Origin of the sequence: Erythrobacter sp. AP23 (assembly GCF_001542855.1) — a bacterium.
Taxonomy (GTDB): domain Bacteria; phylum Pseudomonadota; class Alphaproteobacteria; order Sphingomonadales; family Sphingomonadaceae; genus Qipengyuania.
In genome coordinates this window covers 224,271-247,642 of the sequence record NZ_LNBY01000012.1, presented here as the reverse complement: position 1 = coordinate 247,642, position 23,372 = coordinate 224,271, and the positions used below count along the sequence as shown (strand labels likewise).

Here is a 23,372-nt window from a genome sequence, read left to right as displayed (position 1 = left end):
AAGGAGGGCGGCGGACTTTCGGTCCGCCGCCCTTTCTTTATGTTCCGGCGCCAATTCCCACCCACGATCCGATGAGTGGCTGAATTACAAGACGATCAGATCGGCGAATACCTCTCCCTTGGAGAGAGAGACCGGGGTGCAATGCAATGCTTCTCGGCCCTGCTTGGTAAAGCCCTCGAGCAATTTCTCGCGTTCGTCCGCAGCCGCACTGGCCACAAGCAGAGAGCGAATTCGGTCGACCTCGCTTTCCGCCTGCTCCTCGATCAGATCCAATGTTCCGATCAGCTTTTCGCGTGACCCCTTGGCCCCGAGAATGAGAGTGCGGCGAACAGCCTCCGGGATTTCCCAGGCAACTGAGCCGAGGCCGAATTTTCGCTCTCCTCGAGCGGCCAGGTCTTTGGCGAAATCATACGCCTCTTGCGATATGCTGCTGTCGACCGGGATCATTTCGACGATACGGCTGAAGAGGGAGTTTTCATCCCTCAGCCAGGAAATTTGCTCGATGCGCTTCCTGTTGTGCGCAACGATCGGTCCATCGCCGCGGTGAACCATGAAGGCCATACGCCCCTCGGCATGAAGGACCCGCAGGATCTCCTTGGCGCCCGCCTCGGTATCGCCGTATTCGAATCCGAACTGACTGACGACCACGTCGAACTGGCCGTCATCGAAGGGCATTTCCTCCATATGTACGCCACCGACCAGCTTCGTTTTGTGGGGAGGGTCTGGAAAATCCTGGGCGATGTCGATGCCATACAGTTCGAGATCGGGTCGCGTCGCGCGCATCATGTGCAGCACCTTTCCCGCACCCGTGGCAATATCGAGGACCTTTGCGCCGCCTTTGACTTCCCGGAGAAAATCGGTCCAGACGTCGAATTGCGCGCGTGTAATCGCATCCCACTGGGTAGAAACCACTGCCGGAGCCGAGCTTGCATTCTGGGCCGCCCAGAAATCCTTCCAGACCGCATCTTTCCGCTGCTTATCCATGCCTTCGACCGATAGCAGGTACCACGTCGAAGGCTACCGTCATGCGCAGGCCTTCGCGAAAGCTCGTCGTGCCATGGTAAAGCGTACTGGGAAACAGTGCGAGATGGCCTTCCTGTGGCTGAATGGAGGCAAGCGGCCCGAGGTCGAGACCAAGATCCGGAGGCGGGCGGCCGATCTCAAGCCAGCCCTGTCGGTCGTCGCCCTCCGCTTCCTCGGGCACCAGAAGGTATAGCGCGGAACTCAGCATGCCCAGCGGGTGGATGTGTGAGGCATGATAATCGCCGCCGCCTTGCATCCGCACCGACCAGGAACCTGCGAGCGTCCATGGCACCAGGCGATGACGCAGCAGCGGATGAGCATCGTCCGCTCGAGGAAGGCCCGCACGATAATCTTCAAGCGTAGCTTGGATCGCGTCGCGCAGCTGCGCGAGCTCCGGCTCGCGACGGTGGAAAAGGATGTGGCGCGTCTGCGTTCCTCCGCGCAGCGACTGCCCGAGGGGTAGCGGGGATGTTTCGTGCAGGTCGTGCAGCACCTTGGTGGCTTGTGGGAGGTTGGTTTCTGACTGCCGCAATGGGAGCAGGCGGACGAGACCTTCCTGTTCGTGCAGCCAGGCTGCCCGCGGGTCGTTATTGATGCGCCAGATGAAACCCAGCAGGGCGTAGGCGGTATGCACCATCGCCTGTTCGTCGAGGGCATGGGCCAGCAGGCCTTCAGCCCGCTCGAATTGACCGCGCCTTATTCTGTGCCGGGCCTCGTGAATGGCCCGTTCGCTCGTGTCGAGCGCGAGTTCGGCATAAATCGATTCCGCCCTCTCAATCTGCCCGGCGTCGCCTGCATGCACCGCTTCCAACAGTCTGAATTGGGGATTGTCGGGAAACCTCTTCCTCGCCTCTGCCGCCACATCTGCGGCTTCGTCGGCAAATTCCAGACCGGCGAGAACGGCGGCGTGACCGAGAGGAATGCTCGGGTCGTCCGGAACGCGCCGGGCAGCTTCGAAATAGGGGCTGGCAAAGTCTTTCTCGCCATCGGCAAGTCGCAATTGCGATAGGAACTTCAATCCATCAAGCCATCCTGGTGCCTGCGCGACGAGCTGCTGCATGAGATCCCGTGCTCCCGCGCTGTCTCCCTGCGCGTCGAGCGCTTGCGCCTTGCCCAACCACAAATCGGCCTCGCCCCCGTTGACGGCTAGCGCCGCATCAAAGCGATGGGCGGCATTCTTCTCGCCGCGATCCAGCGCCGTTCGGGCGCGGCCATGCAGGGCCCGGACGTGACGCGGTTCGATGGACAAGCACTTGTCATAATACGCCGCTGCCTCTGCCGGGCGTCCGGCGGCACGCGCAGTCGTGGCCCTTACCGACCAGTACCGCGCCTGCCTGGCACCCGCCGCCTCATGCTCGTGAAGCAGCGAAAGCGCTTCCTCATGCAATTCGAGTTGTCCCAACGCAATCGCAAGGTTGAGAGCGAATTCAAGATTGTCCGGCTCGAGCTTCAGCGCACGAGAGAACGCGGCCTGTGCACTTTCTGCATCGCCGCTGCGCATCGCCATCGACCCCAACGCGTTCTGCAATTGCGCGTGATCGGGATGCTCTGCCAGCGCCTGCGCGAGCAGGCGAATGCCTTCGGTTCGGTCACCTGACCGTTCGGAAGCAATTGCACGAGCGTGCCACTGCTCGGGAAGAGCGCTCATTTGTCCCGCAGCCAACCGACGATGGCAACGCGGCCCATGGGAGCGAATGGCGGGACGTACGACACCATGTGGGTGGTCGGCACCGCGAAGAGATTGAGCGCATTGAAACGCGGACGGAACCCTTCGACGACGTCGCCGTCATCGTCTAGAAAGAGCAGGTAACCGCCCCAGTCGGGATGCCAGTTCTCGGGTGCGAAATTGAGCACGTAGGCAAACCGCCATCCCTCGGCGACGTGGCTGTCGATATGTCGTCCAAGATAATGGTTCGCTGCATAGAGCGATGCCTGTCCATCCGCTTTGGTCAGCGTCGGTGTCGCGGTGATTTCTCGGACCAGATCGAGAAAGGCTGGCGCATTTATGTGCTCTAGGATCAGTTCGTGCGGCCCCCCCGGATCCCATCCCTCCTGAACTGCCGTCAGAATGGGATATTGTGCGAAGCGAAACGCATAGTCTCCCTTCGCCGAAGCCTGATGCGCCGCCATGGCCGCCTTGTTGACCCTTTCGGCGCCGCCGGGAGCCTGGAGATCCTCCTGCCTGAAGCTCTGTGGTTCTATCCCGGGACCGTCCCCGGCCTGGATCGCCATGCCCCACTTGGTCGCGCGGGCGAGAATCATCTGGATTTCGCGCGCGGTTGCCTGGGTCAGCACGTTGCGAACTTGCACGCGGCCTTTTTCCGCGAATTGCTTGGCAAGTGCCACTCGATCGAGCTGCGGATTGATTTCGAAAAGCTTCTTTTCGGTCATGCGCTCAGCCTTACGATGCGCCGTGTATGCTCGCAACCATATGGCTCGAGCTGCCAACACCACGCAGTGCTTGACGTAAACGAGGGCCCGCCATAGGTCCGTATCAAATTGCAACGCAACTGGAGAGCGCCTCATGCCCGAAGCCTATATCGTCGAAGCCGTTCGGACCGCCGGAGGACGCCGCGGTGGCCGCCTGGCCGGGGTTCACCCGGTCGATCTCGCCGCCAAATCGCTCGATGCGATCATGGAGCGCTCGGGTCTCGAGGCGAAGGCCATCGACGATGTGGTGATGGGCTGCGTGAGCCAGGGCGGCGAGCAGGCCATGCAGGTCGGTCGCAACGCCGTTCTTGCCGCAAAGCATCTCGGCGAGGGCGTGCCCGCGGTCACCATCGACCGGCAGTGCGGCTCGAGCCAGCAGGCGATCCAGTTCGCCGCGCAGGCCGTGATGAGCGGGACTCAGGACGTCGTCATCGCCAGCGGGGTCGAAAGCATGAGCCGCGTTCCGATGGGCTCGACCGCGATGTTCCATATGAAAGAGGGGCTGGGGAACTACAAATCGCCCGGGCTCGAGGAGAAGTATCCCGGCATCCAGTGGAGCCAGTTCATGGGCGCCGAGATGATCGTCAAGAAGCACGGCTTCACCAAGGACGATCTAGACCGTTTCGCTCTTTCGAGCCACGAGAAGGCGATCGAGGCAACCAAGTCGGGCGCGTTCGAAGCCGAGATCGTACCGGTCGAAATCGAGACGCCCGAAGGCACCGAGATGCATACGGTCGACGAAGGCATCCGCTTCGATGCGACGCTCGAAAGCATTGCGGGCGTGAAGCTGCTCAGCCCCGAAGGTACCATCACCGCCGCCACCAGCAGCCAGATCTGCGACGGGTCGAGCGCGGTGCTGGTCGTCAGCGAGAAGGCGCTCAAGGAATACGGCCTGACGCCGATGGCGCGCATTCACAACCTCACCGTCACGGCCGGCGATCCGGTCATTATGCTCGAGGAACCGCTGTTCGCCACCGATCGCGCGCTCGAACGGGCCGGCATGAAGATCGACGATATCGACCTGTTCGAAGTGAACGAGGCCTTCGCGCCGGTACCGCTTGCCTGGCTCAAGCACACGGGCGCGGATGCGTCGAAACTCAACGTCAATGGCGGCGCGATTGCCCTGGGCCACCCGCTCGGTGCATCGGGCACCAAGCTCATGGCCACGCTCGTCCACGCGCTCAAGGCGCGCGGCAAGAAATACGGCCTCCAGACGATGTGCGAAGGCGGCGGCGTCGCCAACGTTACCATCGTCGAGGCGCTTTGACGCTTTGCGTCATCCCGGCAAAAGCTGGGATCTCGTGCAGCGAAGTCGAACCTATCCGAACCAGATCCCGGCGTTTGGCGGGATGACGAAATGAGAGGATTATTCATGGAAGTCAGCAGCAATACCCCCGCAGTCGTCACCGGCGGCGCCTCGGGCCTCGGCGAAGCCACTGCCCGCGCGCTTGCCGCCAAGGGCGCCAAGGTCGCCATCTTCGACATGAACGAAGAGAAGGGCAAAGCGGTCGCCAAGGACATCGGCGGCATCTTCTGCAAGGTCAATGTGACCAGCGACGACGACGTCGATGCCGGTTTTGCCAAGGCCCGCGAAGCGCATGGGCAGGAGCGTATCCTCGTCAACTGCGCCGGTATCGGCAATGCGATCAAGACCGCCAAGCGCGACAAGCAGAGCGGCGAGATCAGCCACTTCCCGCTGTCGGCCTTCGATTTCGTGATCCAGGTCAACCTCGTCGGCACGTTCCGCTGCATCGCCAAATCGGCTGCCGGAATGATGACGCTCGACCCGTTGAGCGATGACGGCGATCGCGGCGCGATCGTCAACACCGCATCGGTAGCCGGTGAAGACGGTCAGATCGGCCAGGCGGCCTATTCGGCATCGAAGGGCGGCGTGATCGGCATGACCTTGCCCATCGCGCGCGACCTGATGAACGAAGGCATCCGCGTGAACACCATCCTTCCGGGTATCTTCGAAACGCCGCTGATGAACGCTGCTCCGCCGCAGGTGAAGGAAGCGCTCGCCGCGTCGGTTCCGTTCCCCAAGCGCCTCGGCAATCCGGAGGAATACGCCAAGCTCGCCATGACCATGATCGAGTGCGGCTATTTCAACGGCGAGGACGTGCGCCTAGACGGCGCCATCCGTATGGCGCCGCGCTAAGCGGTCAGAACCAGGCCCTCAGGCCGAAGAGAACCTTGAGGCCGTCGGGATCCTTCCCGGCGGCCTTTGCTATGTCCGCCGTCTGGCCAAGCTTGGCTTCGTATTCGAGCCCCACGTAGGGCGCGAATTCACGCACGATCTCATAGCGCAGTCGAATCCCGGGCTCGATCTTGGTGATACCGGCGCCGATTTCCCGCTCGGCAATATCCTGCGCGGAAAACTCGGCCTCGATTCGCGGTTGGAGGATCAGACGCTGGGTGATCTTCTGGTCGTATTCGCCCTCGATACGCGCGGTGAGATCGCCGCGGTCGGAGAGGAACAGCGCACCATCGACATGAAACATGTAGGGCGCGAGGCCCTGCATGCCGATGACAGCATGCGTGCGCGATTCGGGCTCGACATCAAGTCGAACCCCGGCCTGCAGGTCGAAGAAGGGGCCGATCGCCCGGCTGTAAAGCGCTTGAACTTCGGCATCTTCAACTGAGCCGCCGAATTCGCCTTCGCCCTCGGTCTTGATCACCAGCCGGTCGAGGTCGCCGCCATACCAGGCCTGCGCGTCCCACAGATAGCCGTCTTCGCTACCGCTCTCGGTGCCGAGTCGCGCCTCGAGCCGCTCGACCAGTACCATGCCGGTCTGCATGCCGCCGTTTTCTTCGGCGAGCTGGCGGCGCGCGGGCGCCATCGCGTCTTCGCCCCAGACGAGATCGGCGGCATGGCGAGGCCCTTCGAGCGCGCGGGGCGGTAGCGCCGATTCGGGCGCCGCACCGGGGGCCGACTTGTCGTCGGCCGCGCCATGGGCGGAATGGTCCATGGGGTCCTGGGACGAATTTGCCGGAGCCTCGTGACCCATCTGCGAATGGTCCTTGGCCGCATGGTCCATCGCGGAATGATCCGGCGCTGCTTGCCCTTCGCTCTCAGCCTTCGGCGGGCATTTTTCCGGGGGCAGATGGCCCATCGCGCAGTGATCGACCGGAGCGGGATCAGGCGTGGGATGGGCCGATTGGTGGGAGTGCTGCTGCGCGGACAGCGGGGCGGCGAGAGCGGCCATCACGAAAGCTGCGCTGCGCATCACGCATTCTCCCCGGCGGGGAAGGGCCGCACGGTGACAACCTGCATCATGCCCGCATGCATGTGGTAGAGCAGGTGGCAGTGGAAGGCCCAGTCGCCCGGTTCGTTGGCGGTCAGGTCGAATGTCGCCGTTCCGCCGGGCTGCACGACCAGCGTATGCTTGAGCGGCTGGTGCATGTGATCGGCGCCGTTCACCAGCTCGAAGAAATGCCCGTGCAGGTGGATCGGGTGCGCCATCATGGTCTGGTTGACGAGCTTCACCCGCACGCGCTCGTCGTAACCGAAGCGGATCGGGTCGTCGGTGACGGCAGTGAATTTCTTGCCGTCGAAGCCCCACATATAGCGTTCCATGTTCCCGGTGAGATGGATTTCCAGCTCGCGCTCGACCGTGCGATGCGGGTTCATCCGCTTTGCCTTGAGGTCGGTATAACGCAGGACGCGATGCGACACCTTGTCGAGCCCGAGGCCGGGGAAATCCATCCGGTCGGATGGGCTGGGCGCGACCATGTCGAGACCGGGGCCGACCTTCACGTCGGCGGGCAGGAGCGAGGTGTCGCGCATCGAGTGATCCATCTCCATGTCGCCCATATCGTGGCCCATGGCAGCGTGATCCATCATCCCCATGTCGGTCATGGAGAGCGTCACGGGCTCGCGCAAAGGCGGGGGCGTCGCGATATGGCCCGCATGGCTGGTCAGGCTGGCGACGCCCATGCCGCTGCGATCCATCGCTTCCGCCACGATGGCATGGCTGCCCGCTAGCGGTGCGACGATGACGTCGTAAGTCTCGGCGACACCGATCTGAAATTCGTCGACCTCGACCTCGGCAACATCCATCCCGTCGGCTTGGATAACCGTCATCGGGACGCCGGGAATGCGGACGTTGAAGAATGTCATCGCCGAGCCGTTGATGACCCGCAGGCGCACGCGCTCGCCGGGCTGGAAGGCCAGCTGGAGATCGTCTGCCGGACCGTGACCGTTGATGAGGAAGGTGTAGGTCGCCCCGGTTACGTCGGAGATATCGCGCGGGTTCATCCGCATCCTGCTCCAGGTGCGGCGCATTTCTCCGGACATCTCGCCCTCGGTTGCGGTCAGCATCTGGCGGTTGAAGTAATGCTCGCCCACTTTGAGCTTGCGCATGATCTCATGCGGGTGGAGCGGCGTGAACTCGCTCAGCAGGACCACGTAATCGCGGTCGTAGCGCGGATCGGGCTCGGTGCTTTCGATGATGATCGGGCCATAGTGTCCGGCCTGTTCCTGCAGCCCGGAATGCGAATGCCACCAATAGGTGCCCGCCTGACGGATCGGGAATTCGTAGGTGAATGTCTCGCCCGGCTTGATGCCGGGAAAGCTGACGCCCGGAACGCCGTCGAACTGGAACGGAACCAGCAGCCCGTGCCAGTGGATCGAGCTGTCCTCCGCAAGATTGTTGGTGACATGCAGGCGCACATCCTGGCCCTCGCGCAGGCGGATGAGCGGGCCTGGTACCGTCCCGTTGACTGCGATCGCATGGCCGCCGCGCGAGCCGGTGGTGAAATGATGATTGTCGATGGACAGGCGGATGTCGTGACCAGACAGTTCGCCGAAGCCGTTTGTCGCGTGGGTAAGGACACCGCCTTTTGCCCATAAAGGCATCGGCAGGCTTGTCGCAGCGGCAAGGCCGGCGGTACTGGTGATGAAGCGGCGACGATCCAGCATGAATGACTTATCCGTGGGTTTGTGTTGCTGTCCGGGTCGGCCCTATATATACCCCTTGGGGGTATTTCAAAGGAAAGCACTCAGTGGCGGACGGAAAATCTGCGAAACTCAATCGACTCAATCGGATAGCCGGTCAGGTGCGCGGCGTCGCGCAGATGATCGAGGACGATCGCTATTGCATCGACATTCTTACGCAGATCCAGGCGATCAAGTCGGCGCTTACCAAGGTCGAGAGCCAGGTGTTGAAGGACCATGCGGCCTGCTGCGTTGCGGAGGCGATCGCGAGTGGCGACCCCGAGGATCAGCGGCAGAAGTTCGGCGAACTCGTGGACTTGTTCGAGCGCAACCGACGCTAGGGCGTTCGCCTCACTCGCAACTTGCGCGACGTTTTCCCGGCGACGGACGCATGCGGTAGTGATCGCGATGTGGGCGCGAGAGTGGAAACCTCGATCCCGCGTAGATCGATTTTCCTGCGATGGGCCGGAGAATTCTTGCCAGGACCGTGTTCCTTGTGTTCCATCCCGATGAAACGAGAGGGGAGATATCCAACACATGTCCTACACGCAGATCGAGTTCGACATCGCCGACGGTATTGCCACCGTCACGCTGCACCGTCCTGAAAAAATGAACGCCTTTACCCGCACGATGATGGACGAACTCATCGATGCGCTCGATACGACCGATGCCGATGACGGGGTGCGCGCGGTGATCGTCACAGGGCATGGCGACAGGGCGTTCTGCGCAGGCGCCGACCTCACGCCCGAAGGCGGCGGGCATGTCTTCTCCGACCCTACGCCGGTCGACGACCTGTCCGACGAGCGAGTGCGCGACGGGGGTGGGCGATTGACCTTGCGCCTGTTCAACTCGAAGAAGCCGCTGATCGGCGCTTGCAACGGAGTGGCGGTGGGCGTCGGCGCGACGATGCAGCTGCCCTTCGACATTCGCCTTGCGAGCGACAATGCGCGCTTCGGCTTCGTCTTTGCGCGGCGCGGGATCACGCCCGAGGCCGCCTCGAGCTGGTTCCTCCCCCGCCTCGTCGGCATGCAGACGGCGCTCGAATGGTGCATGACCGGGCGGATCTTCGGCGCCGGCGAAGCGCTCGACCGCGGTCTTGTCCGTTCGGTCCATCCGCAGGGCGAGCTGATGGAAGCGGCAATCGGCGTAGCGCGCGAGATTGCGGACAACACCTCCGCCGTCTCGGTCGCGATGACCCGAGCTATGCTGTGGCGGCTGGGCGCAGGGGGGCATCCGATGGATGCGCACCGTATCGATTCCCGCGCGATCTATCGTCTCAGCCGCAGCGAGGATGCGAAAGAGGGAATCGCCAGCTTCCTGGAAAAGCGGCCACCCGCCTATCCCGATACCGTCAGTGCGAACATGCCCGATTTCTATCCCTGGTGGGACGAGCCCGGCTATAGTTGAGTCGACGCAATAAGGTTACATTCGCAACGGCCTTGCCAAGCTGCATGCGTCATCTAAATGTAAGCGCATGTCGAAACGCCAGCCTGCCCAGCGCCTTGCCGAGTTCCTGCCCTACCAGCTCTCGATCGCCTCGAATGCGGTCTCGACACGGATCGCCGAGCAATATCGCAAGCGCTTTGCGCTCAAGACCACGGAGTGGCGGATCATGGCTGTGCTGGGCGATCACGGCGCGTTGACTCAGCGCGAACTGACCCAGCAGACCCTGATGGACAAGGTCCCGGTCAATCGCGCGTGCAAGCGGCTTGAGGATCGCGGGCTGGTGCTACGCTCGCCCAATGCCAGCGACGGGCGCTCGCACCTTCTCGAACTGACCGCCGAGGGTCGTTCGGTGCATGCGGGCATCATGCCGCTGGCGATGAAGATCGAAGGCGAGCTGTTCTCGGTTCTCAGTGAGCAGGAGCGGGCCAGCCTGCTCGACATGCTGGTGCGTGTGCGCGACCAGGCGGGGGACTTCGACGCCGAAAGCCTGGCCGACTAGGGTTAGTCGACCAGGCTTGGGTTGCGATCCGTCGCAGGAGGTTTCGGTTAACCGATCCCGCCGCTGAAAGCGTCGGCGATCGAACAGGCTGCCGGGCCCAGAATGACGATGAACAGCACCGGCAGGATGAACATGATCAGTGGCACGGTCATGATCGCCGGCAGGCGCGCGGCCTTTTCCTCGGCACGCATCATGCGCTCGTTGCGGAATTCGGCCGACAGCACGCGCAGCGCGCTGGCCAGCGGGGTGCCGTAGCGTTCGGTCTGGATCATGGTCGTGACCACGCCCTTCACCGCATCGAGATCGACGCGATAGGCGAGGTTGTCGAACGCCTTCTTGCGTTCGTTGAGGAAGGAAAGCTCGATCGCGGTCAGCGCGAACTCGTCGCCCAGCTCGGGATAGGCGCGGCCCAGTTCCTTGGCGACACGGTTGAAGGCGGCATCGACGGTCAAACCCGCCTCGGCGCAAATGACCAGCAGGTCGAGCGCATCGGGCAGGCCCTTGCGGATCGCCTCGTTCCGTTTCTTCGCAATGTTGCCGAGATAGAGTTCGGGACCCTTGTAGCCGAGGAAAACCGCGGCCATCAGCGCGCCATTGCGCTTCATTGGGCCCCAGTCGGGGAACATATCGAGCAGGAACACGGCTGCAAAGACGAGCCCGCCGAACAGGAGCGGCAGCACGGCGCGCAAGCCGATGATGACGATCGCCAGTTCCTTGTTGCGGATGCCTGCATGGGCGAGCTTCTGCTGGACGACTTCGACCTGACTCTGTTGCAACACCTTCATGTTGCCCAGAGTGTCCTTGATCTTCTCGGTCGTATCGTTCTTGCGGACCAGGCTCTGGCGCTTCTTGGCGGTCGAGGTGACGAGGCCCATCTTGAGCTCTTCACGGCGCCCTTCGAGGGCCTTGACGCGCTTGCTCATCGGGTCCTTGATCGTCACCGCGGTGTATATCGCGAACAGAACCGAGGCAGCCGCGATCCCGGCGAGGATCGAGCCGACCAGGAAGACGTCGAAACCGAGGAGGGTGGGGCCGGTTGCGGGATCCATAGTGTTACTCCTTCCCCAGCTCAGATCTCGAAGCTGACCATCTTCGCCATGATGAAGGCGCCGATGCTCATCCACACGAGGCCGCCGAGGCCGGTGATGATCAGGCGGTCATCTTCGAAGAAGCCACCGATATAGGTCGGATTGATCCACCAGATCAGGGTGAACACGATGAACGGCAGGGCGCCGACGATATAGGCCGAGGCCTTCGATTCCGAACTCATCGCCTTGATCTTGAGCTTCATCTGCGCGCGCTTGCGCAGCACGTCCGAGAGGTTGGATAGCGTCTCGGCGAGATTGCCGCCGGTTTCGCGCTGAATGGCGAGCGTGATGCAGAAGAAGTTGAATTCCGGAATGCCGAGGCGGTCGGCGGTTTCCTGGAGCGATTCTTCCATCGTCCGGCCGATCTTGATGCGCTCGACGATCCCCCTGAATTCCTCGCCGACAGGGCCGGGAATTTCCTGCGCCACGACGGCCAGGGTTTCGGTGACCGGCAGGCCCGAGCGCAATCCGCGTACCAGCAATTCGATCGCGTCGGGAAACTTCCCATTGAAGTTGGCAGTGCGTTTCTTGATCGCATGCCCGACGATGAAGTGCGGAAGGCCCGCCCCGACGAGCACGCCGACACCGAGCGAGAGACCCAGAGAGCCGCTGCGCAGATACATCAGCAATGCAACGACGACCACGAGGCCGAGAGAGGCGTAAGCATAATGGCTCAGCGTCCAGCCCTTGCCGGTTCGGTCGAGCCGGTTGGCCAGCGCCTCGGTGCGCGAAGCCGAACCGGCGACGCGGTGCACCTTTGGCTTGCGAGCGGCGATGGCCTTCTTGAACTGCGATTCAACCTTGGCGTCGGTGCTTTCGGAGTGACGAAATCGGACCTGTTGCAGGCGGCGCTGGCTCGCCTTTGCGGCATTGGGGCCGGACAGCAACGCGTAGACGATCGCCAGCATGGCCACGACCCCGACGGCCAACAGCACTAGCTGGATGATGTTCATGCGTGTTCTCCGTGCATATCTTCAAGGAACCGGGCGAGTGAAAGAAACCGCTATTCCGCAGCCGCCTCGACCGGTGCGTCTTTCTTTTTCGCCAGCAGGTTCTTGAAATCGAAGCTGCCGAGGAGCGATTTCTTGGCGCCTGAATCTTCGGCTTCCTCGGCATCCTGGTCGCCGGCACCGATGACCTGCGAAGACAATTGCTTGATCGCCGCGCTTGCTTTCGAGCTGGCGTTTGCATCGACGAAGGTCTTGCCCAGCTTGGCTGCGTTGGCTGCCGCCTTCTGGTCGAAGGGGATCGTGACATCGATCTTGCGTTCGATCGACGTTTCGAAATCGGCCTTGCTGATTTCGGTCACGCCCGGCTGAACCCTGTTGGCTACGATCAGGACCTTCGCATGCGGTGCATTGGTCTTGAGCCACGAAAGGATGCGGATCGTATCGCGTGCCGATGCGAGCGACATTTCCGTGGAAAGCACGACCACATTCACGTCGTTGAGCAGGTGCGGGAAGTTGATCATCATGTTGCGGGGCATGTCGAGCACCGTCATTTCGAACGTGTGCTTGAACTCTTCCTGCAGCTGCATGAACGCCGCGCCATCCGTCATCAGCGGATGGTTGATGGGCGCTTCGGCCGAAAGGATCGATAGGTTGTCGTTCGCGCGGATCATCGCGCGTTCGATGAACAGGCCGTCGATGCGGCTTGGATTGTCGATCGCGTCGGTAAGCCCGCGCCCCGGCTCGAGGTCGAGCGTGAGCGCCCCCGTGCCGAAATGGACATCGAGATCGAGCAGTGCTGTCGGCATGCGCTTTTCGGTCGAGAACAGCCATGCGAGCGAAGTCACCAGCGTCGATGCGCCGACACCGCCTCGCGTGCCGATGACCGCCGCAGAGATGTGGCGCTTGACCCCCTCTTCCTCGCCCGCGCGCGGAGCCGTGAAGACGGCTTGCGCCTGGTTGAGCGAATCGCGCAACATGCTCGCCGACAACGGCTTCAACAGGTAATCGTGGATGCCGCTGGCGAGGAGGTCGCGGTAGAGGCGAACATCGTTCACCTGGCCGATCGCGATCACGACCGTACCCGGTTCGCAAACCTCTGCGAGGGCGTTGATGTCGTTCAGCGGATCACCGCTTTCCGACAGGTCGACCATCAGAATGTTCGGGCTTGCCGAAACCGAAAGCGACTGGATGGCGTTGCGCAGGCCGCCCTTATTGCACTTTTCGGGCTGCCAGCCGAGTTCGATCACCACCGGTCGCAGCACGTCGAGGGCGGTCTCGTCACAGACATAGGCGGCGAAAGGATCGCGATTGCCCGTTGTGCCGGGTTTGAGTGAAGCGCTCATGGCTGCTTAGCCTCCTCCTTCTTGGGTGCTGACTTCGGGCAACTCGCCACCGCCCGTCGGCGCCTGGTCGCGATAGGCCCTGATGGCCTTGGTCGAAGTCGTGACGACGGTTTCGCCGGTGCCTTTCTGGCCGGAGATCAGATCTTCGGGATTGGCGACCATGCCGGCGAGATTGCCGTTCACCGCACAGCCGTAGCCGGGGTAGGTCGCATTGTTCGGGTTGGCCTCGTTGTTCGCCGACCAGTCCGGACAGCCCGGCACGCTAGCGGTCGAACGGGTCACGACGATACGGGCCTGGCCCGGATCGACATAGCCGGCGGTGACTGGCGAGCCATCGCTGATCAGCAAGCCGTAGCGCCCGGCAAGCGCCGCCACATCGTCGCGCACTGCGGGATTGGCGGTCGGATCGTCGATCGAGATACGGTCGCCGTAGCCGAGGCCCATGGCCTCGAACCAGCCATCGACGCGCTGTTGTTCGCTGACGGGGAGTCCGCCACCTGTCGTGTTCACATCGAGCGTGAAATTGGTCCTCTCGACGACCGGCTGGCGCGCACTGTAGAGCGAACGGTTGTCGGTCGGAATACCGCCGCAGGCGCCCAGCAACAGGCCGAGTGAGACGGCCAGAGAACCGGCGAGCTTGCGATTGATTGCCTTAGCCATTGTACTCGTCCCCCTATTCAAAGCTGAAACCGGGCTTTGCCGGCGTGCTGCGTTCGTTGCGGCGGGCATCGGGCTGGCTCTGAGCCTGCTGAGCGCCATTGTCGGTCGGAACCCCTTGCGAGATGCCCGGTGCAGCCGGTTCGCTCTCGACTGCGCTGGGCCCGGGCCGCTCGCCGCCCGTCACGCCATCGCTCTGCTGGTATCCGAACAGGCGTTGACCTTCGGTTGGCGTGCGGAATCCATCGGTCGGCAATTTGATGTCGTTCGCGTCGACGGGCTTCACCAGATAGGGCGTGACAACGATCACCAGCTCTGTCTCACCCTTGCGATACGTAGTGGAGCGGAACAGATTGCCGAGGATTGGCACGTCGCCGAGGCCCGGCGCCTTGTCGATTGAGTTGGTCGCATTGTTCGACAGCAATCCCGCGATCATGAAGCTCTGGCCCGAGCCGAGCTCGACGGTCGTTTCCGCGCGACGCGTGATGAGGGCGGGGACCTGGAAGCCGTCGAGCGTGATTGCGCCTTGGCTCGACAATTCCGACACCTCGGGACGCACACGCATCGAGATACGGCCATTTGCCAGCACGGTGGGTGAATAGGCCAGGCTCACGCCATAATTCTTGTATTCGATGGTGGTGGTGCCGAGGCCCTGGCTCAGCGGGATGGGGAATTCTCCGCCGGCGAGGAATTCGGCCGTTTCGCCGGACAGTGCGGTCAGATTGGGCTGCGACAGAGTGGTCACGAGACCTTCGGTCTCGGCAAGGTCCAACGCGGAAGCAATGTCGAGGCCGAGGAACTTACCAAAGGCACTTACGGTCGTACCTGGCGAGATGTTGGCCACGACGCTGCTGCCCTCGGGTCCGTCCGTGACGCCAACGCCCAAGCCCGCGGGGCTGCCCGGAGTGTACTGCGGGAAGGCTCCGGTGCGGCCTTGTCCGATACCGAACTTGAAGCCGCTGGAATTGTCGACGGTCGCGAGATTTACGCCCAGCGCGCGCACGAAGCTGCGGCTGACTTCGGCGATACGGACTTGCAGGTTGACCTGAAGCGGCGTCGCCATACGCAGGCGGCTGATGACATTTGTACCGTCGCCGACAAAGGCTTCGACGAGGCGCTGCGCTTCTTCGGCATCTTCCGGCGCGGCAACGGTGCCGGTCAGCAGGATGACGTTGGTTCCCATCGTCGCAACCGAGATTTCAGCCTCGGGCATCGCAAGTGCGAGCAGCTGGTCGACGCTGCCGATATTCGAACCGACGCGGATGTTGGCCGACCAGACGATATCGCCGGCGCGGTTGCTGGCGTAGATCGTGGTTTCGCCGCCCGATTTGCCGAAGACGTAAAGCTGGCGCTGCGATTTGACCTGGACATCGGCGATATTGTCGTCGGCGACGAAAACATCGGCCATGGTGCCGGGCACATTGACCAGTTCGCCGCGGCCGATCGACAAGACGATCTCCGAGCTCGGACTCACGATGGTCTGAGCCGTCGCGACGGTCGTCGGTGCGGCTGCCAGCGGCGTGACCGCCAGGCTGGCAAGCAGCAATTTGGTGGTAAGACGACGTTTCATGGAATTGCCCCCTGAATGGCTTCCCGCTTGTTCTATCCGGCTCACTTGAGGCTAACCGTGCCCACCGGCACGTCCTCGGTTTCCTTGCCGCGGGTAACGCGGACGCTCGGTCCCTGGCGGACCGGCGCGCCGGCCGCACCCGCCGGGGCGGCCGGGGCGGGCGCCCCGCCGATCGCGCCCTGCGGAGGGGCCGAACGGCGCTGGAAACGCGAGACGTCGCCGCCGGTGACATAGGTGCTCTTGCCGTCGTCCGGGCGGGCCATGGCCTGGCGCAGCAGGCGCTCTTCCTCTTCGGGCGAGGCATCGTCGGGAATGCTGACATCACCCGCCGCAATCGCCCGTTCGAGCTCGGTCTGGTTGTCGGCGAGCGAGCGCAGCGAGAGGCTCAGCGTGCCGATGGTCTGCGCAACCGCCACCTTCTCGGCTATCACCGGGGTGACTTCGAGCGTAACGGTGCGGAACTCCTTGACCACGGTCGAGCCGTCGTCGGCCTTTTCCGACACGGTCGACTGGTCGGTGGCGAGCACGCGAAGGTTACGAAGAATGGTTTCCGACGCTTTCAGATTGGTGCCGTCATTACCTTCGACCTGCTGGGTCAGCACCATGTCCACCCGGTCGCCCGGGAAAACGAATCCGCCGACGCCCGACTGGGCGGTAACGGGGACGGTAATGGCCCGCATGCCGGGGGCGAGGGCGGCGGCGAGGAAGCCGCGATCGCCCGGCGCGACCAGCGAGCCCTGGGTAACCGGCTCGCCGGCGGTAATCGGGTGGCGAACGACGGTGCCGAGCAGCTTGCTCATATCCGCTTCGCCGTCGAGGAAATAAGCATCCTGGACCAGTTCTTCGGGCCATAGCTGGAAGCCGATTGCATCCGCGGTGATGATCGTACCGACCGGCAATGCGCGCTGTGCGACCAGGACCTTGGGTCCCTGCGCCTCGACCTGCGCGGCGGCTTCGGCCTGCGGCGCACCGGCCCCGGCGAACATGCTCCGCGCGACGAGCGCCGTACCGACCGCGACGATCAGCGCGGCAACCAGCAGAACCAGCTTTTTCCTATCCATGGCTATCAAGCCCCCTAGTTCGGCCCGCCGATTTCCGCTGCGGGCAAGTATGGTTGCATGCTGTACCGGCGAATTGGTTAAGATCGCGTTCTCAGCCGACGGGGGACGTCATTCCACGCGCGAGCAATTCGCCGCTGGCGACGACCCAGATGCCGGCGAGCGAGATTGCGGGGCCGTAAGGGACCCACAGGTCACGGTCGTGCCTGCGTATGATGCGGATCGAGCCGAACGTGACCACCAACAGCAAGATTAACGGTGCGAGCACGAGAGCGATCGCGGCCGTGGCGTCGGTGGTGGCGGATTCGGCCATGCCGGTGGGCAATGGGATCGTCGGGCCGCCGAGTACGGCGCTGGCGAAGACGGCTGCGATCGCGGTGCCGACGACCAGGAGTGCGGTATCGCGGACTGGGCTGGTCTTGATCGCCCTTGAACGCGCTACATGCCAGGCACCGACCGCCATGGTCATAACCCAGCCGAGCATCGCCATGGCGACGAGCAACAGCGTGAATTGCGAAGGCGGTACCCACAGCGCGAGCGCCGTGAGCAGTTTCACGTCGCCTCCGCCCATCTGCCGGATCGCGAAGAGCACGCAACACACTGCGAATACACCGAGCGACAAGCCGATCTGTAATGCGACATCCGGCCACAGGGGCAGTCCGATCGAAAGCCAGTAGAGCGGCGCGCCCAGCGCAATCGTCATGGTCAGCCTGTTGCTGATTGTACGGCTCTTGAGATCAGTAACGATCACCCACACGAGTGCGATTGCCAATCCGGCAAGCAATACGTAGGTGAAAATCTGGCTTTGCATGACGCCCCCGAGGCAACCCTTCGGGATGCGGTGCTACAGGAACGTGCTTACCAAAAAGTAACCATAGAGGAGGCCGCCATCACCGTCCTGCCAGCGCCACAGGGGGCGATCGACCGCCGGGCGATTCCGCCGCATGCGAGCGAGTCGACCCACGTCCTGGCCGATGGGCACGCGATCAGGCGTATCGACTGGCCGGGCGCGGCCGGCGGCGAGCGTGGCTCGATCCTGTTCCTGCCTGGACGTGGCGACTTCTACGAGAAGTACCTGGAAACGCTCGAGCAGTGGCATCGCGCGGGCTGGCGAGTGACGGCTGTCGACTGGCGCGGACAGGCGGGTTCGGGCCGCCTGGGCAAGGATGCCGTGACCGGCCATGTGGACGACTTTACCGACTGGACCAGCGATCTTGCGCACTTCTGGTCAACCTGGCGCCGAGAGGCGCCCGGCCCCCATGTTCTTGCGGGACATTCGATGGGCGGACATCTGGTAATGCGCGCGCTGGTCGACGATCTGGTCGATCCCGATGCCGCTATCCTCAGCGCGCCGATGATTGGCATGTCGGGCCCACCGCTGCCGCTCGGTCTGCTCCATCTCGTCGCGCGGCTGATGACGAAACTCGGAGAACCGACGCGGCCAGCATGGAAGTGGAGCGAGAAACCGGGCGAGATGCCCGCTCGTCGCAGCGCCCTGCTGACCCATGATGCCGATCGTTATGCCGACGAATTGTGGTGGCGCGAAGAGCGTCCCGAATTGGTGATGGGACCGGGCAGTTGGGGTTGGGTCGAACGCGCCTACGCCTCGGCCCGCAGGCTCGAAGAAGCAGGCGCGATGGAAGCGGTGCAGGTGCCCGTGCTCGTGATAAGCACCTCGGCGGACAGGTTGGTCAGTCACGCCGCGGCCGTGCGCGCGGCGCGGCGACTGCCCAAAGGCGAATTGCTCGCTTTCGGCGAAGAGGCACGCCACGAAATCCTCCGCGAAGCCGACCCCGTCCGCGACCGGGCGATGGCCGGAATAGCTGAGTTTCTCGACCGTGTGGTGCCGCAGGAAAGCTCATGACTACTTACGACTTCGCCATCGTCGGCGCCGGCATCGCCGGGGCCAGTCTCGCCGCAGAGCTTTCCGCGAGCGGTGCCAGCGTCCTGCTGCTCGAAGCGGAAGATCGACCGGGCTATCATGCGACGGGGCGATCCGCAGCATTCTGGGAGGAATGTTACGGGGGGGCCGAGATCGTGCCTCTGACGCTCGCATCGGGCTCATACTTGCGCGAGAGGGGATTTCTGCACGAGCGCGGGGCACTCTACATCGCGCGGGAGGGCGACGAAGAACTGGTGACGCAGTTCATGCAGCGCTTCGTCCCGACCGGCGCAACGATCCAGCATCTCGGCCGCGGCGATCTGCAGAAGCGAGTGCCGGGCATCCGCCATGACTGGTCCGATGCGATCTGGGAACCGGTGTGCGCGGATATCGACGTTGCAGGGCTCCATGCCCACTATCTGGCGCAGGCGCGAGAGGCCGATGCCGCGATCGAGTGCAGGGCGCGTGTCGTGAGGCTCGATCGACGCAATGGACGCTGGGACATTGCAACCGAGCGGGGCGAGGCGTTTCAAGCAGCCGTTGTGGTGAATGCTGCAGGCGCCTGGGCGGACGAGCTGGCGAAGCTGGCGGGCGTGAAGCCGGCCGGCATAGAGCCTTATCGGCGGACGGTTGCGCAGGTGCGGGTCGATCCGCCGGTGCCCGACGACCTGCCGCTCGTCCTGGACATCCGCGGCCGTTTTTATTTCAAACCTGAATCGGGGCGCTTGTGGCTCAGTCCGCACGACGAGGAGCCAAGCAAGCCTTGCGATGCCGCACCCGAGGAACTGGCGGTGGCCGAAGCCATTGCGCAACTCGAGGAAGTCGTCGACTGGCGGGTCGAGGCGGTGGAGCACAAATGGGCAGGGCTGCGCAGCTTCGCGGCGGATCGTCGCCCGGTTTATGGCTATGCACCGGATGTAGAAGGCTTTGCCTGGTTTGCGGGGCAGGGCGGTTTCGGCATCCAGACCGCTCCCGCAGCAGCCCGGCTTGGACGTCAGCTCCTGCTCGGCGAAGAACGCGATGCAATGACCGAGAAGCTCGATGCCGAACTCTACTCGCCGGCCCGCCTTGACTAGCCAATCCCGCCCCAAACGCTAGTTTATGAGCGAATGAAATCGTGAATCGGGAGAGTATTTCGATGGCCCACCACTTCGAGATCTACAAGGACAAGGCCGGCGAGTACCGCGTGCGTTTCAAGTACAATTCAGAAGTGATGTTCGCGACCGAGGGCTACAGCTCCAAGGCCAGCGCGCAGAATGCCATCGATTCGATCAAGTCCAACGGCCCGGGTGCAGAGGTCGTCGACAATAGCTGATCGCGATTAGCCCGGGCGGGCGATCCGGTCCGCCTCGTCGCTGGCGAGGCGGTCCACCCGATCGTTTTCGGGATGGCCCGAATGGCCCCTAACCCAATGCCACTCGACCTTGTGCCGCTCGGTGAGTTCGATCAGGTCGTGCCATAGCTCGGCATTGCGCACCGGCTTCTTGCTGGCATTGACCCAGCCGCGTTTCTTCCAGCCGTGGACCCACTTGGTTATCCCGTCGATGAGATATTTGCTGTCGGTGTAGAGATCGACCTCGCACGGTTCGATCAGGGCGCGAAGGCCCTTGATCGCGGCGGTCATTTCCATGCGATTGTTGGTAGTTTCCGGCTCGCTTCCGGAAAGCTCCTTTTCATGCGGCCCCATGCGCAGCAGAGCGCCCCAGCCGCCGGGGCCGGGATTGCCCTTGCAGGCACCATCGGTGAACAATTCGACCTTCTTCATGCGAATGCGCCTTGGCCGTTCGTGCGATAGAATTCCAGCCGCCGCACGAAATCCATCGGATCCTTGCGCCGGACCAGCGCATCCTCGGGCGTGTCGAGCCAATCCTGCGCGCGGCTTGCGATGAAGCGGAGGCAGGCTCCTTCGCCAAGCAGGGGTAGTGCCGCCCTTTCATCAACGGATAATGAGCGCACCGATTCATAGCCTTCGATCATAGCGCGGCCCAGGTCCCGGTCGCATTGCTCTCCATTTTCGTCGAAACACCATGCGGCATGGGTCACGGCGAGGTCATAGGCCATCGCCCCGCTGCAGGCGAAGTAGAAGTCGATCATGCCCGTGACCTTATCGCCGAGCATCAGGACATTGTCGGGGAACAGGTCCGAATGTATGATCGAGCGTGGCAGGTCTGCCGGCCATGCACTGACGATGTCCGCGCCGTGTTCCAGCGTCGCAGCGAGCTGCGGATCGATCGAGGCAAGTGCCTCGGCCCCGCATTCCCGCAGAATGGCAAGCGTATCGCGCGGCGTCAGCCCGTCCGCGCGCTCCATCGGAAAATCGCGCGCGGCCAGATGTGTCGTTGCCAAGGCTGCGCCTACCGCCCGGGCCTGGGCTGGATTGGGCTCGTTGGGCGAAACGCCGGGCAGGAATTCGATCAGCGCCACCGCCTTGCCGTCCACCGTTCGCCACGCATCGCCATGGCGGTCGTGGATGGTCCGCGGGACCGGGCAATTCCGGTCGGACAGGTGGTCGAGCAGGCCGAGAAAGAACGGCAGGTCGCCAATGTCGATCCGGCGTTCGTACATCGTGAGGATGAAGCGGCCCCGCGTGGTTTCGACAAGCCAGTTGGAGTTCGAGACGCCCTCGGCGATTCCCTTGACAGAAACGAGATCGCCGACGTCGTATTGCGCGACCAGTCGCGCGAGTTCCTCGGCCCCGAGATGGGTGTAGACCGCCACGCTACTCGGTCAGTTGGCGTGGCAGCTTGAAGACCATGTTTTCTTCGGCCGTGGTCACGACTTCCTCGTCCACCAGCCGCCAGTCCGAAAGGCGATCGACGACCTCGCGCACGAGCTTTTCCGGAGCGGAGGCGCCGGCAGTGAGGCCCACCGTACCGACGCCCTCGAGCCAGGTCGGATCGATCTCGTCCGCCCGCTGGATCAGCATTGCGCTGGTGCCCATGCGTTCCGCGACTTCGACGAGGCGCAACGAATTCGACGAGTTGGGCGCGCCGATCACCAAGACGAGATCGCAGGAACCGGCAATCTGCTTGACCGCAGCCTGGCGATTGCTGGTGGCGTAGCAGATGTCTTCCGCGCGCGGTGCGACAATCTGGGGGAAGCGCGCTTCGAGCGCCTCGATGATGTCGCGGGTGTCGTCCACCGAAAGCGTGGTCTGGGTCAGATAGGACAGGTCGTCTTCGCGCGTGAATTCGAGCTTGGCGACATCCTCGACCGTCTCGACCAGCGTTATCCGTCCGCCGGGCACCTGGCCCATCGTTCCGATGACTTCGGGATGGCCTTCGTGGCCGATGAACAGGATGTGCTGACCCTTTTCGATCTGGCGTTCGGCCTGCCGGTGGACCTTGCTGACCAGCGGGCAGGTCGCATCGACATAGAGCATCTTGCGCCGTTCGGCCTCGGCCGGGACCTCCTTGGGCACGCCGTGCGCGCTGAACACCACGGGTGCATCGTCGGGCACTTCGTCGAGTTCTTCGACGAAGATCGCGCCCTTCGCCTTGAGGCTGTCGACGACATATCGATTATGGACGATCTCGTGCCGTACATAGACCGGGGCACCGTATTTCTGCAGCGCACGTTCGACGATCTCGATCGCCCGGTCGACACCGGCGCAAAAGCCGCGCGGAGCCGCGATCAGCAGCTTGAGCGGTAGGCGCGGATCGCCGTCGGACGCGGTAGGCGTGGATGGAAAGGGGGCATTCATGTGTCGCCCTCTAGCGCTTTCGTGCGGGCCAAGCTAGGGCAAGCCGCAGCTCGGCAGGGCTACGAATTCGAATGACCGCAAAAGGGAAAATAGCCGCATGACCATCCGTACCCGCCTTCTTCCCGCGCTCGCTCTAGGCTTCGCGTTGGCCGGCTGCGCCAGGGAAGGGGAACTGGTCGTCGATCAGGGGGTCGGCATCACGGCGGTGCGTACCACCTGCCCGGCAGTGGGCATTCCCGACTACACCGGCGACATCACGACCTTCCGCACGCCGGGTTCGACGACGATGGCCGATCTCGATGTGACCGCGGCCATCACCAATCTGCGTTCGACCTGCAATGAAGACACGCTCGATCGGGTCTATACCGAAGCCAGTTTCGATGTCGTCGCGCGGCGCACCGATACGCGCGGCAGCCGGACAGTAACGCTGCCCTATTTCTCGACTGTACTGAGAGGCGGGTCGGCCGTGGTCACCAAGCGTGTCGGCACGGTGACGCTGCAATTCGCCGATGGGCAGGAACGCGCGCAGGCGCGGGGCAGCGCCGGAGCCTATGTCGACCGCGCCGAAGCGACCCTGCCGGCCGATATTCGCGAGCAGATCACGCGCAGGCGTAGGGCAGGCGATCCCGATGCCGCTCTCGACCCGCTCGCCGATCCGGCCGTGCGCGCCGCGGTTCAGCGCGCAACATTCGAGTTGCTCGTCGGCTTCCAGCTGACCGAGGCGCAATTGCGCTACAACGCGACCCGGTAAGCGCTCGCATCTTGCCATTTCGCGCCGATAGGCTAG

The 23,372-nt window shown here is 63.3% G+C and carries 24 protein-coding genes; 9 read left to right on the top strand and 15 right to left on the bottom strand.

From position 1 onward, the window contains the following. Nucleotides 1–84 precede the first annotated feature (84 nt). Genes ASS64_RS06505 through ASS64_RS06495 form a run of 3 tightly spaced genes read right to left on the bottom strand, consistent with a single transcriptional unit; the run spans nt 85 to nt 3,414 of the window. Nucleotides 85–984, bottom strand: coding sequence for a class I SAM-dependent methyltransferase (locus ASS64_RS06505; RefSeq protein ID WP_067691570.1), 900 nt, complete (start codon nt 982–984; stop codon nt 85–87). Then, the gene (locus ASS64_RS06500) at nt 977–2,671 is read right to left on the bottom strand and encodes a tetratricopeptide repeat protein (RefSeq protein WP_067691567.1); all 1,695 of its coding nucleotides are present in this window, start codon (nt 2,669–2,671) and stop codon (nt 977–979) included. The genes ASS64_RS06505 and ASS64_RS06500 overlap by 8 nt, the downstream gene beginning before the upstream one ends. Beyond that, complete coding sequence (locus tag ASS64_RS06495) at nt 2,668–3,414, bottom strand: 2OG-Fe(II) oxygenase family protein (protein ID WP_067691564.1); 747 nt, start codon at nt 3,412–3,414, stop codon at nt 2,668–2,670. The genes ASS64_RS06500 and ASS64_RS06495 overlap by 4 nt, the downstream gene beginning before the upstream one ends. Before the next feature lie 133 nt (nt 3,415–3,547). Between ASS64_RS06495 and ASS64_RS06490 the strand changes: the two genes are divergently transcribed. Both ASS64_RS06490 and ASS64_RS06485 read left to right on the top strand, forming a co-directional pair. Continuing rightward, on the top strand, nt 3,548–4,720 hold the full coding sequence (locus ASS64_RS06490; protein WP_067691561.1) for an acetyl-CoA C-acetyltransferase: 1,173 nt from the start codon (nt 3,548–3,550) through the stop codon (nt 4,718–4,720). Between the two features lie 105 nt (nt 4,721–4,825). Continuing rightward, the gene (locus ASS64_RS06485) at nt 4,826–5,611 is read left to right on the top strand and encodes an SDR family NAD(P)-dependent oxidoreductase (protein WP_067691557.1); all 786 of its coding nucleotides are present in this window, start codon (nt 4,826–4,828) and stop codon (nt 5,609–5,611) included. Between the two features lie 4 nt (nt 5,612–5,615). Here ASS64_RS06485 and ASS64_RS06480 read toward each other — a convergent pair whose 3' ends face one another. Further along, a complete protein-coding gene (locus ASS64_RS06480) occupies nt 5,616–6,680 on the bottom strand; it encodes a copper resistance protein B (protein WP_083508214.1) in 1,065 nt (354 codons plus the stop codon). After that, nucleotides 6,680–8,374, bottom strand: coding sequence for a copper resistance system multicopper oxidase (locus ASS64_RS06475; protein WP_067691550.1), 1,695 nt, complete (start codon nt 8,372–8,374; stop codon nt 6,680–6,682). Before ASS64_RS06475 ends, ASS64_RS06480 begins: the two co-directional genes overlap by 1 nt. A gap of 83 nt (nt 8,375–8,457) precedes the next feature. Between ASS64_RS06475 and ASS64_RS06470 the strand changes: the two genes are divergently transcribed. From ASS64_RS06470 to ASS64_RS06460, 3 genes are all read left to right on the top strand, one after another. Next, nucleotides 8,458–8,730, top strand: coding sequence for a metal-sensitive transcriptional regulator (locus tag ASS64_RS06470; protein WP_067691547.1), 273 nt, complete (start codon nt 8,458–8,460; stop codon nt 8,728–8,730). A gap of 196 nt (nt 8,731–8,926) precedes the next feature. Then, complete coding sequence (locus tag ASS64_RS06465; protein WP_067691544.1) at nt 8,927–9,796, top strand: crotonase/enoyl-CoA hydratase family protein; 870 nt, start codon at nt 8,927–8,929, stop codon at nt 9,794–9,796. A 67-nt stretch (nt 9,797–9,863) separates the two neighbouring features. Further along, on the top strand, nt 9,864–10,334 hold the full coding sequence (locus ASS64_RS06460) for a MarR family winged helix-turn-helix transcriptional regulator (protein ID WP_067691540.1): 471 nt from the start codon (nt 9,864–9,866) through the stop codon (nt 10,332–10,334). Nucleotides 10,335–10,381: 47 nt separating this feature from the next. On the opposite strand, the gene ASS64_RS06455 is transcribed toward ASS64_RS06460, so the two are convergent. The 7 genes from ASS64_RS06455 to ASS64_RS06425 form a co-directional block, all read right to left on the bottom strand. Then, nucleotides 10,382–11,383, bottom strand: a complete 1,002-nt coding sequence (locus ASS64_RS06455) for a type II secretion system F family protein (protein WP_067691537.1) — start codon at nt 11,381–11,383, stop codon at nt 10,382–10,384. Nucleotides 11,384–11,403: 20 nt separating this feature from the next. Next, nucleotides 11,404–12,375: a type II secretion system F family protein gene (locus ASS64_RS06450; protein ID WP_067691534.1), complete on the bottom strand. Its 972-nt coding sequence runs from the start codon at nt 12,373–12,375 to the stop codon at nt 11,404–11,406. A 50-nt stretch (nt 12,376–12,425) separates the two neighbouring features. After that, nucleotides 12,426–13,715 carry a pilus assembly protein CpaE gene (locus tag ASS64_RS06445; RefSeq protein WP_067691531.1) on the bottom strand — a complete coding sequence of 430 codons (1,290 nt, stop codon included), beginning with the start codon at nt 13,713–13,715 and terminating at the stop codon, nt 12,426–12,428. Between the two features lie 6 nt (nt 13,716–13,721). Next, a complete protein-coding gene (locus ASS64_RS06440) occupies nt 13,722–14,375 on the bottom strand; it encodes a CpaD family pilus assembly protein (RefSeq protein WP_067691529.1) in 654 nt (217 codons plus the stop codon). A 13-nt stretch (nt 14,376–14,388) separates the two neighbouring features. Further along, complete coding sequence (locus ASS64_RS06435; RefSeq protein ID WP_067691527.1) at nt 14,389–15,942, bottom strand: type II and III secretion system protein family protein; 1,554 nt, start codon at nt 15,940–15,942, stop codon at nt 14,389–14,391. Between the two features lie 41 nt (nt 15,943–15,983). Further along, entirely contained in the window at nt 15,984–17,003 is a 1,020-nt protein-coding gene (cpaB, locus tag ASS64_RS06430) for a Flp pilus assembly protein CpaB (RefSeq protein ID WP_067691524.1), read from the bottom strand. Nucleotides 17,004–17,094: 91 nt separating this feature from the next. Then, on the bottom strand, nt 17,095–17,811 hold the full coding sequence (locus ASS64_RS06425) for a prepilin peptidase (RefSeq protein ID WP_067691522.1): 717 nt from the start codon (nt 17,809–17,811) through the stop codon (nt 17,095–17,097). A gap of 63 nt (nt 17,812–17,874) precedes the next feature. Between ASS64_RS06425 and ASS64_RS06420 the strand changes: the two genes are divergently transcribed. From ASS64_RS06420 to ASS64_RS16380, 3 genes are all read left to right on the top strand, one after another. Continuing rightward, complete coding sequence (locus ASS64_RS06420; protein WP_067691676.1) at nt 17,875–18,864, top strand: alpha/beta fold hydrolase; 990 nt, start codon at nt 17,875–17,877, stop codon at nt 18,862–18,864. Continuing rightward, entirely contained in the window at nt 18,861–19,958 is a 1,098-nt protein-coding gene (locus tag ASS64_RS06415) for an FAD-binding oxidoreductase (protein ID WP_067691520.1), read from the top strand. Before ASS64_RS06420 ends, ASS64_RS06415 begins: the two co-directional genes overlap by 4 nt. 62 nt (nt 19,959–20,020) lie before the next feature. Further along, nucleotides 20,021–20,197 (top strand): YegP family protein, encoded by a 177-nt coding sequence (locus tag ASS64_RS16380; RefSeq protein ID WP_083508212.1) that lies wholly within the window; start codon nt 20,021–20,023, stop codon nt 20,195–20,197. Between the two features lie 6 nt (nt 20,198–20,203). Here ASS64_RS16380 and rnhA read toward each other — a convergent pair whose 3' ends face one another. The 3 genes from rnhA to ispH are packed head-to-tail and all read right to left on the bottom strand — an operon-like array spanning nt 20,204 to nt 22,585. Continuing rightward, nucleotides 20,204–20,647: a ribonuclease HI gene (rnhA, locus tag ASS64_RS06410; protein WP_067691517.1), complete on the bottom strand. Its 444-nt coding sequence runs from the start codon at nt 20,645–20,647 to the stop codon at nt 20,204–20,206. Beyond that, on the bottom strand, nt 20,644–21,600 hold the full coding sequence (gene thrB / locus ASS64_RS06405) for a homoserine kinase (RefSeq protein WP_067691514.1): 957 nt from the start codon (nt 21,598–21,600) through the stop codon (nt 20,644–20,646). The genes rnhA and thrB overlap by 4 nt, the downstream gene beginning before the upstream one ends. 1 nt (nt 21,601) lies before the next feature. After that, on the bottom strand, nt 21,602–22,585 hold the full coding sequence (ispH, locus tag ASS64_RS06400; RefSeq protein ID WP_067691511.1) for a 4-hydroxy-3-methylbut-2-enyl diphosphate reductase: 984 nt from the start codon (nt 22,583–22,585) through the stop codon (nt 21,602–21,604). A 97-nt stretch (nt 22,586–22,682) separates the two neighbouring features. Here ispH and ASS64_RS06395 point away from each other — a divergent pair, with 97 nt between their 5' ends. Beyond that, a complete protein-coding gene (locus ASS64_RS06395; RefSeq protein WP_067691508.1) occupies nt 22,683–23,336 on the top strand; it encodes a hypothetical protein in 654 nt (217 codons plus the stop codon). The last annotated feature ends 36 nt before the right edge of the window (nt 23,337–23,372 follow it).

Coding starts and splice junctions, on each gene's coding strand:
- ASS64_RS06450 (WP_067691534.1), bottom strand. CDS start 12,375: ATGAACATCATCCAGCTAGTGCTGTTGGCCGTCGGGGTCGTGGCCATG.
- ASS64_RS06485 (WP_067691557.1), top strand. CDS start 4,826: ATGGAAGTCAGCAGCAATACCCCCGCAGTCGTCACCGGCGGCGCCTCG.
- ASS64_RS06465 (WP_067691544.1), top strand. CDS start 8,927: ATGTCCTACACGCAGATCGAGTTCGACATCGCCGACGGTATTGCCACC.
- ispH (WP_067691511.1), bottom strand. CDS start 22,585: ATGAATGCCCCCTTTCCATCCACGCCTACCGCGTCCGACGGCGATCCG.
- ASS64_RS06505 (WP_067691570.1), bottom strand. CDS start 984: ATGGATAAGCAGCGGAAAGATGCGGTCTGGAAGGATTTCTGGGCGGCC.
- ASS64_RS06500 (WP_067691567.1), bottom strand. CDS start 2,671: ATGAGCGCTCTTCCCGAGCAGTGGCACGCTCGTGCAATTGCTTCCGAA.
- ASS64_RS06445 (WP_067691531.1), bottom strand. CDS start 13,715: ATGAGCGCTTCACTCAAACCCGGCACAACGGGCAATCGCGATCCTTTC.
- ASS64_RS06435 (WP_067691527.1), bottom strand. CDS start 15,942: ATGAAACGTCGTCTTACCACCAAATTGCTGCTTGCCAGCCTGGCGGTC.
- ASS64_RS06415 (WP_067691520.1), top strand. CDS start 18,861: ATGACTACTTACGACTTCGCCATCGTCGGCGCCGGCATCGCCGGGGCC.
- cpaB (WP_067691524.1), bottom strand. CDS start 17,003: ATGGATAGGAAAAAGCTGGTTCTGCTGGTTGCCGCGCTGATCGTCGCG.
- ASS64_RS06455 (WP_067691537.1), bottom strand. CDS start 11,383: ATGGATCCCGCAACCGGCCCCACCCTCCTCGGTTTCGACGTCTTCCTG.
- ASS64_RS06490 (WP_067691561.1), top strand. CDS start 3,548: ATGCCCGAAGCCTATATCGTCGAAGCCGTTCGGACCGCCGGAGGACGC.
- ASS64_RS06475 (WP_067691550.1), bottom strand. CDS start 8,374: ATGCTGGATCGTCGCCGCTTCATCACCAGTACCGCCGGCCTTGCCGCT.
- ASS64_RS06395 (WP_067691508.1), top strand. CDS start 22,683: ATGACCATCCGTACCCGCCTTCTTCCCGCGCTCGCTCTAGGCTTCGCG.
- ASS64_RS16380 (WP_083508212.1), top strand. CDS start 20,021: ATGGCCCACCACTTCGAGATCTACAAGGACAAGGCCGGCGAGTACCGC.
- ASS64_RS06495 (WP_067691564.1), bottom strand. CDS start 3,414: ATGACCGAAAAGAAGCTTTTCGAAATCAATCCGCAGCTCGATCGAGTG.
- ASS64_RS06460 (WP_067691540.1), top strand. CDS start 9,864: ATGTCGAAACGCCAGCCTGCCCAGCGCCTTGCCGAGTTCCTGCCCTAC.
- ASS64_RS06440 (WP_067691529.1), bottom strand. CDS start 14,375: ATGGCTAAGGCAATCAATCGCAAGCTCGCCGGTTCTCTGGCCGTCTCA.
- rnhA (WP_067691517.1), bottom strand. CDS start 20,647: ATGAAGAAGGTCGAATTGTTCACCGATGGTGCCTGCAAGGGCAATCCC.
- ASS64_RS06425 (WP_067691522.1), bottom strand. CDS start 17,811: ATGCAAAGCCAGATTTTCACCTACGTATTGCTTGCCGGATTGGCAATC.
- ASS64_RS06480 (WP_083508214.1), bottom strand. CDS start 6,680: ATGCGCAGCGCAGCTTTCGTGATGGCCGCTCTCGCCGCCCCGCTGTCC.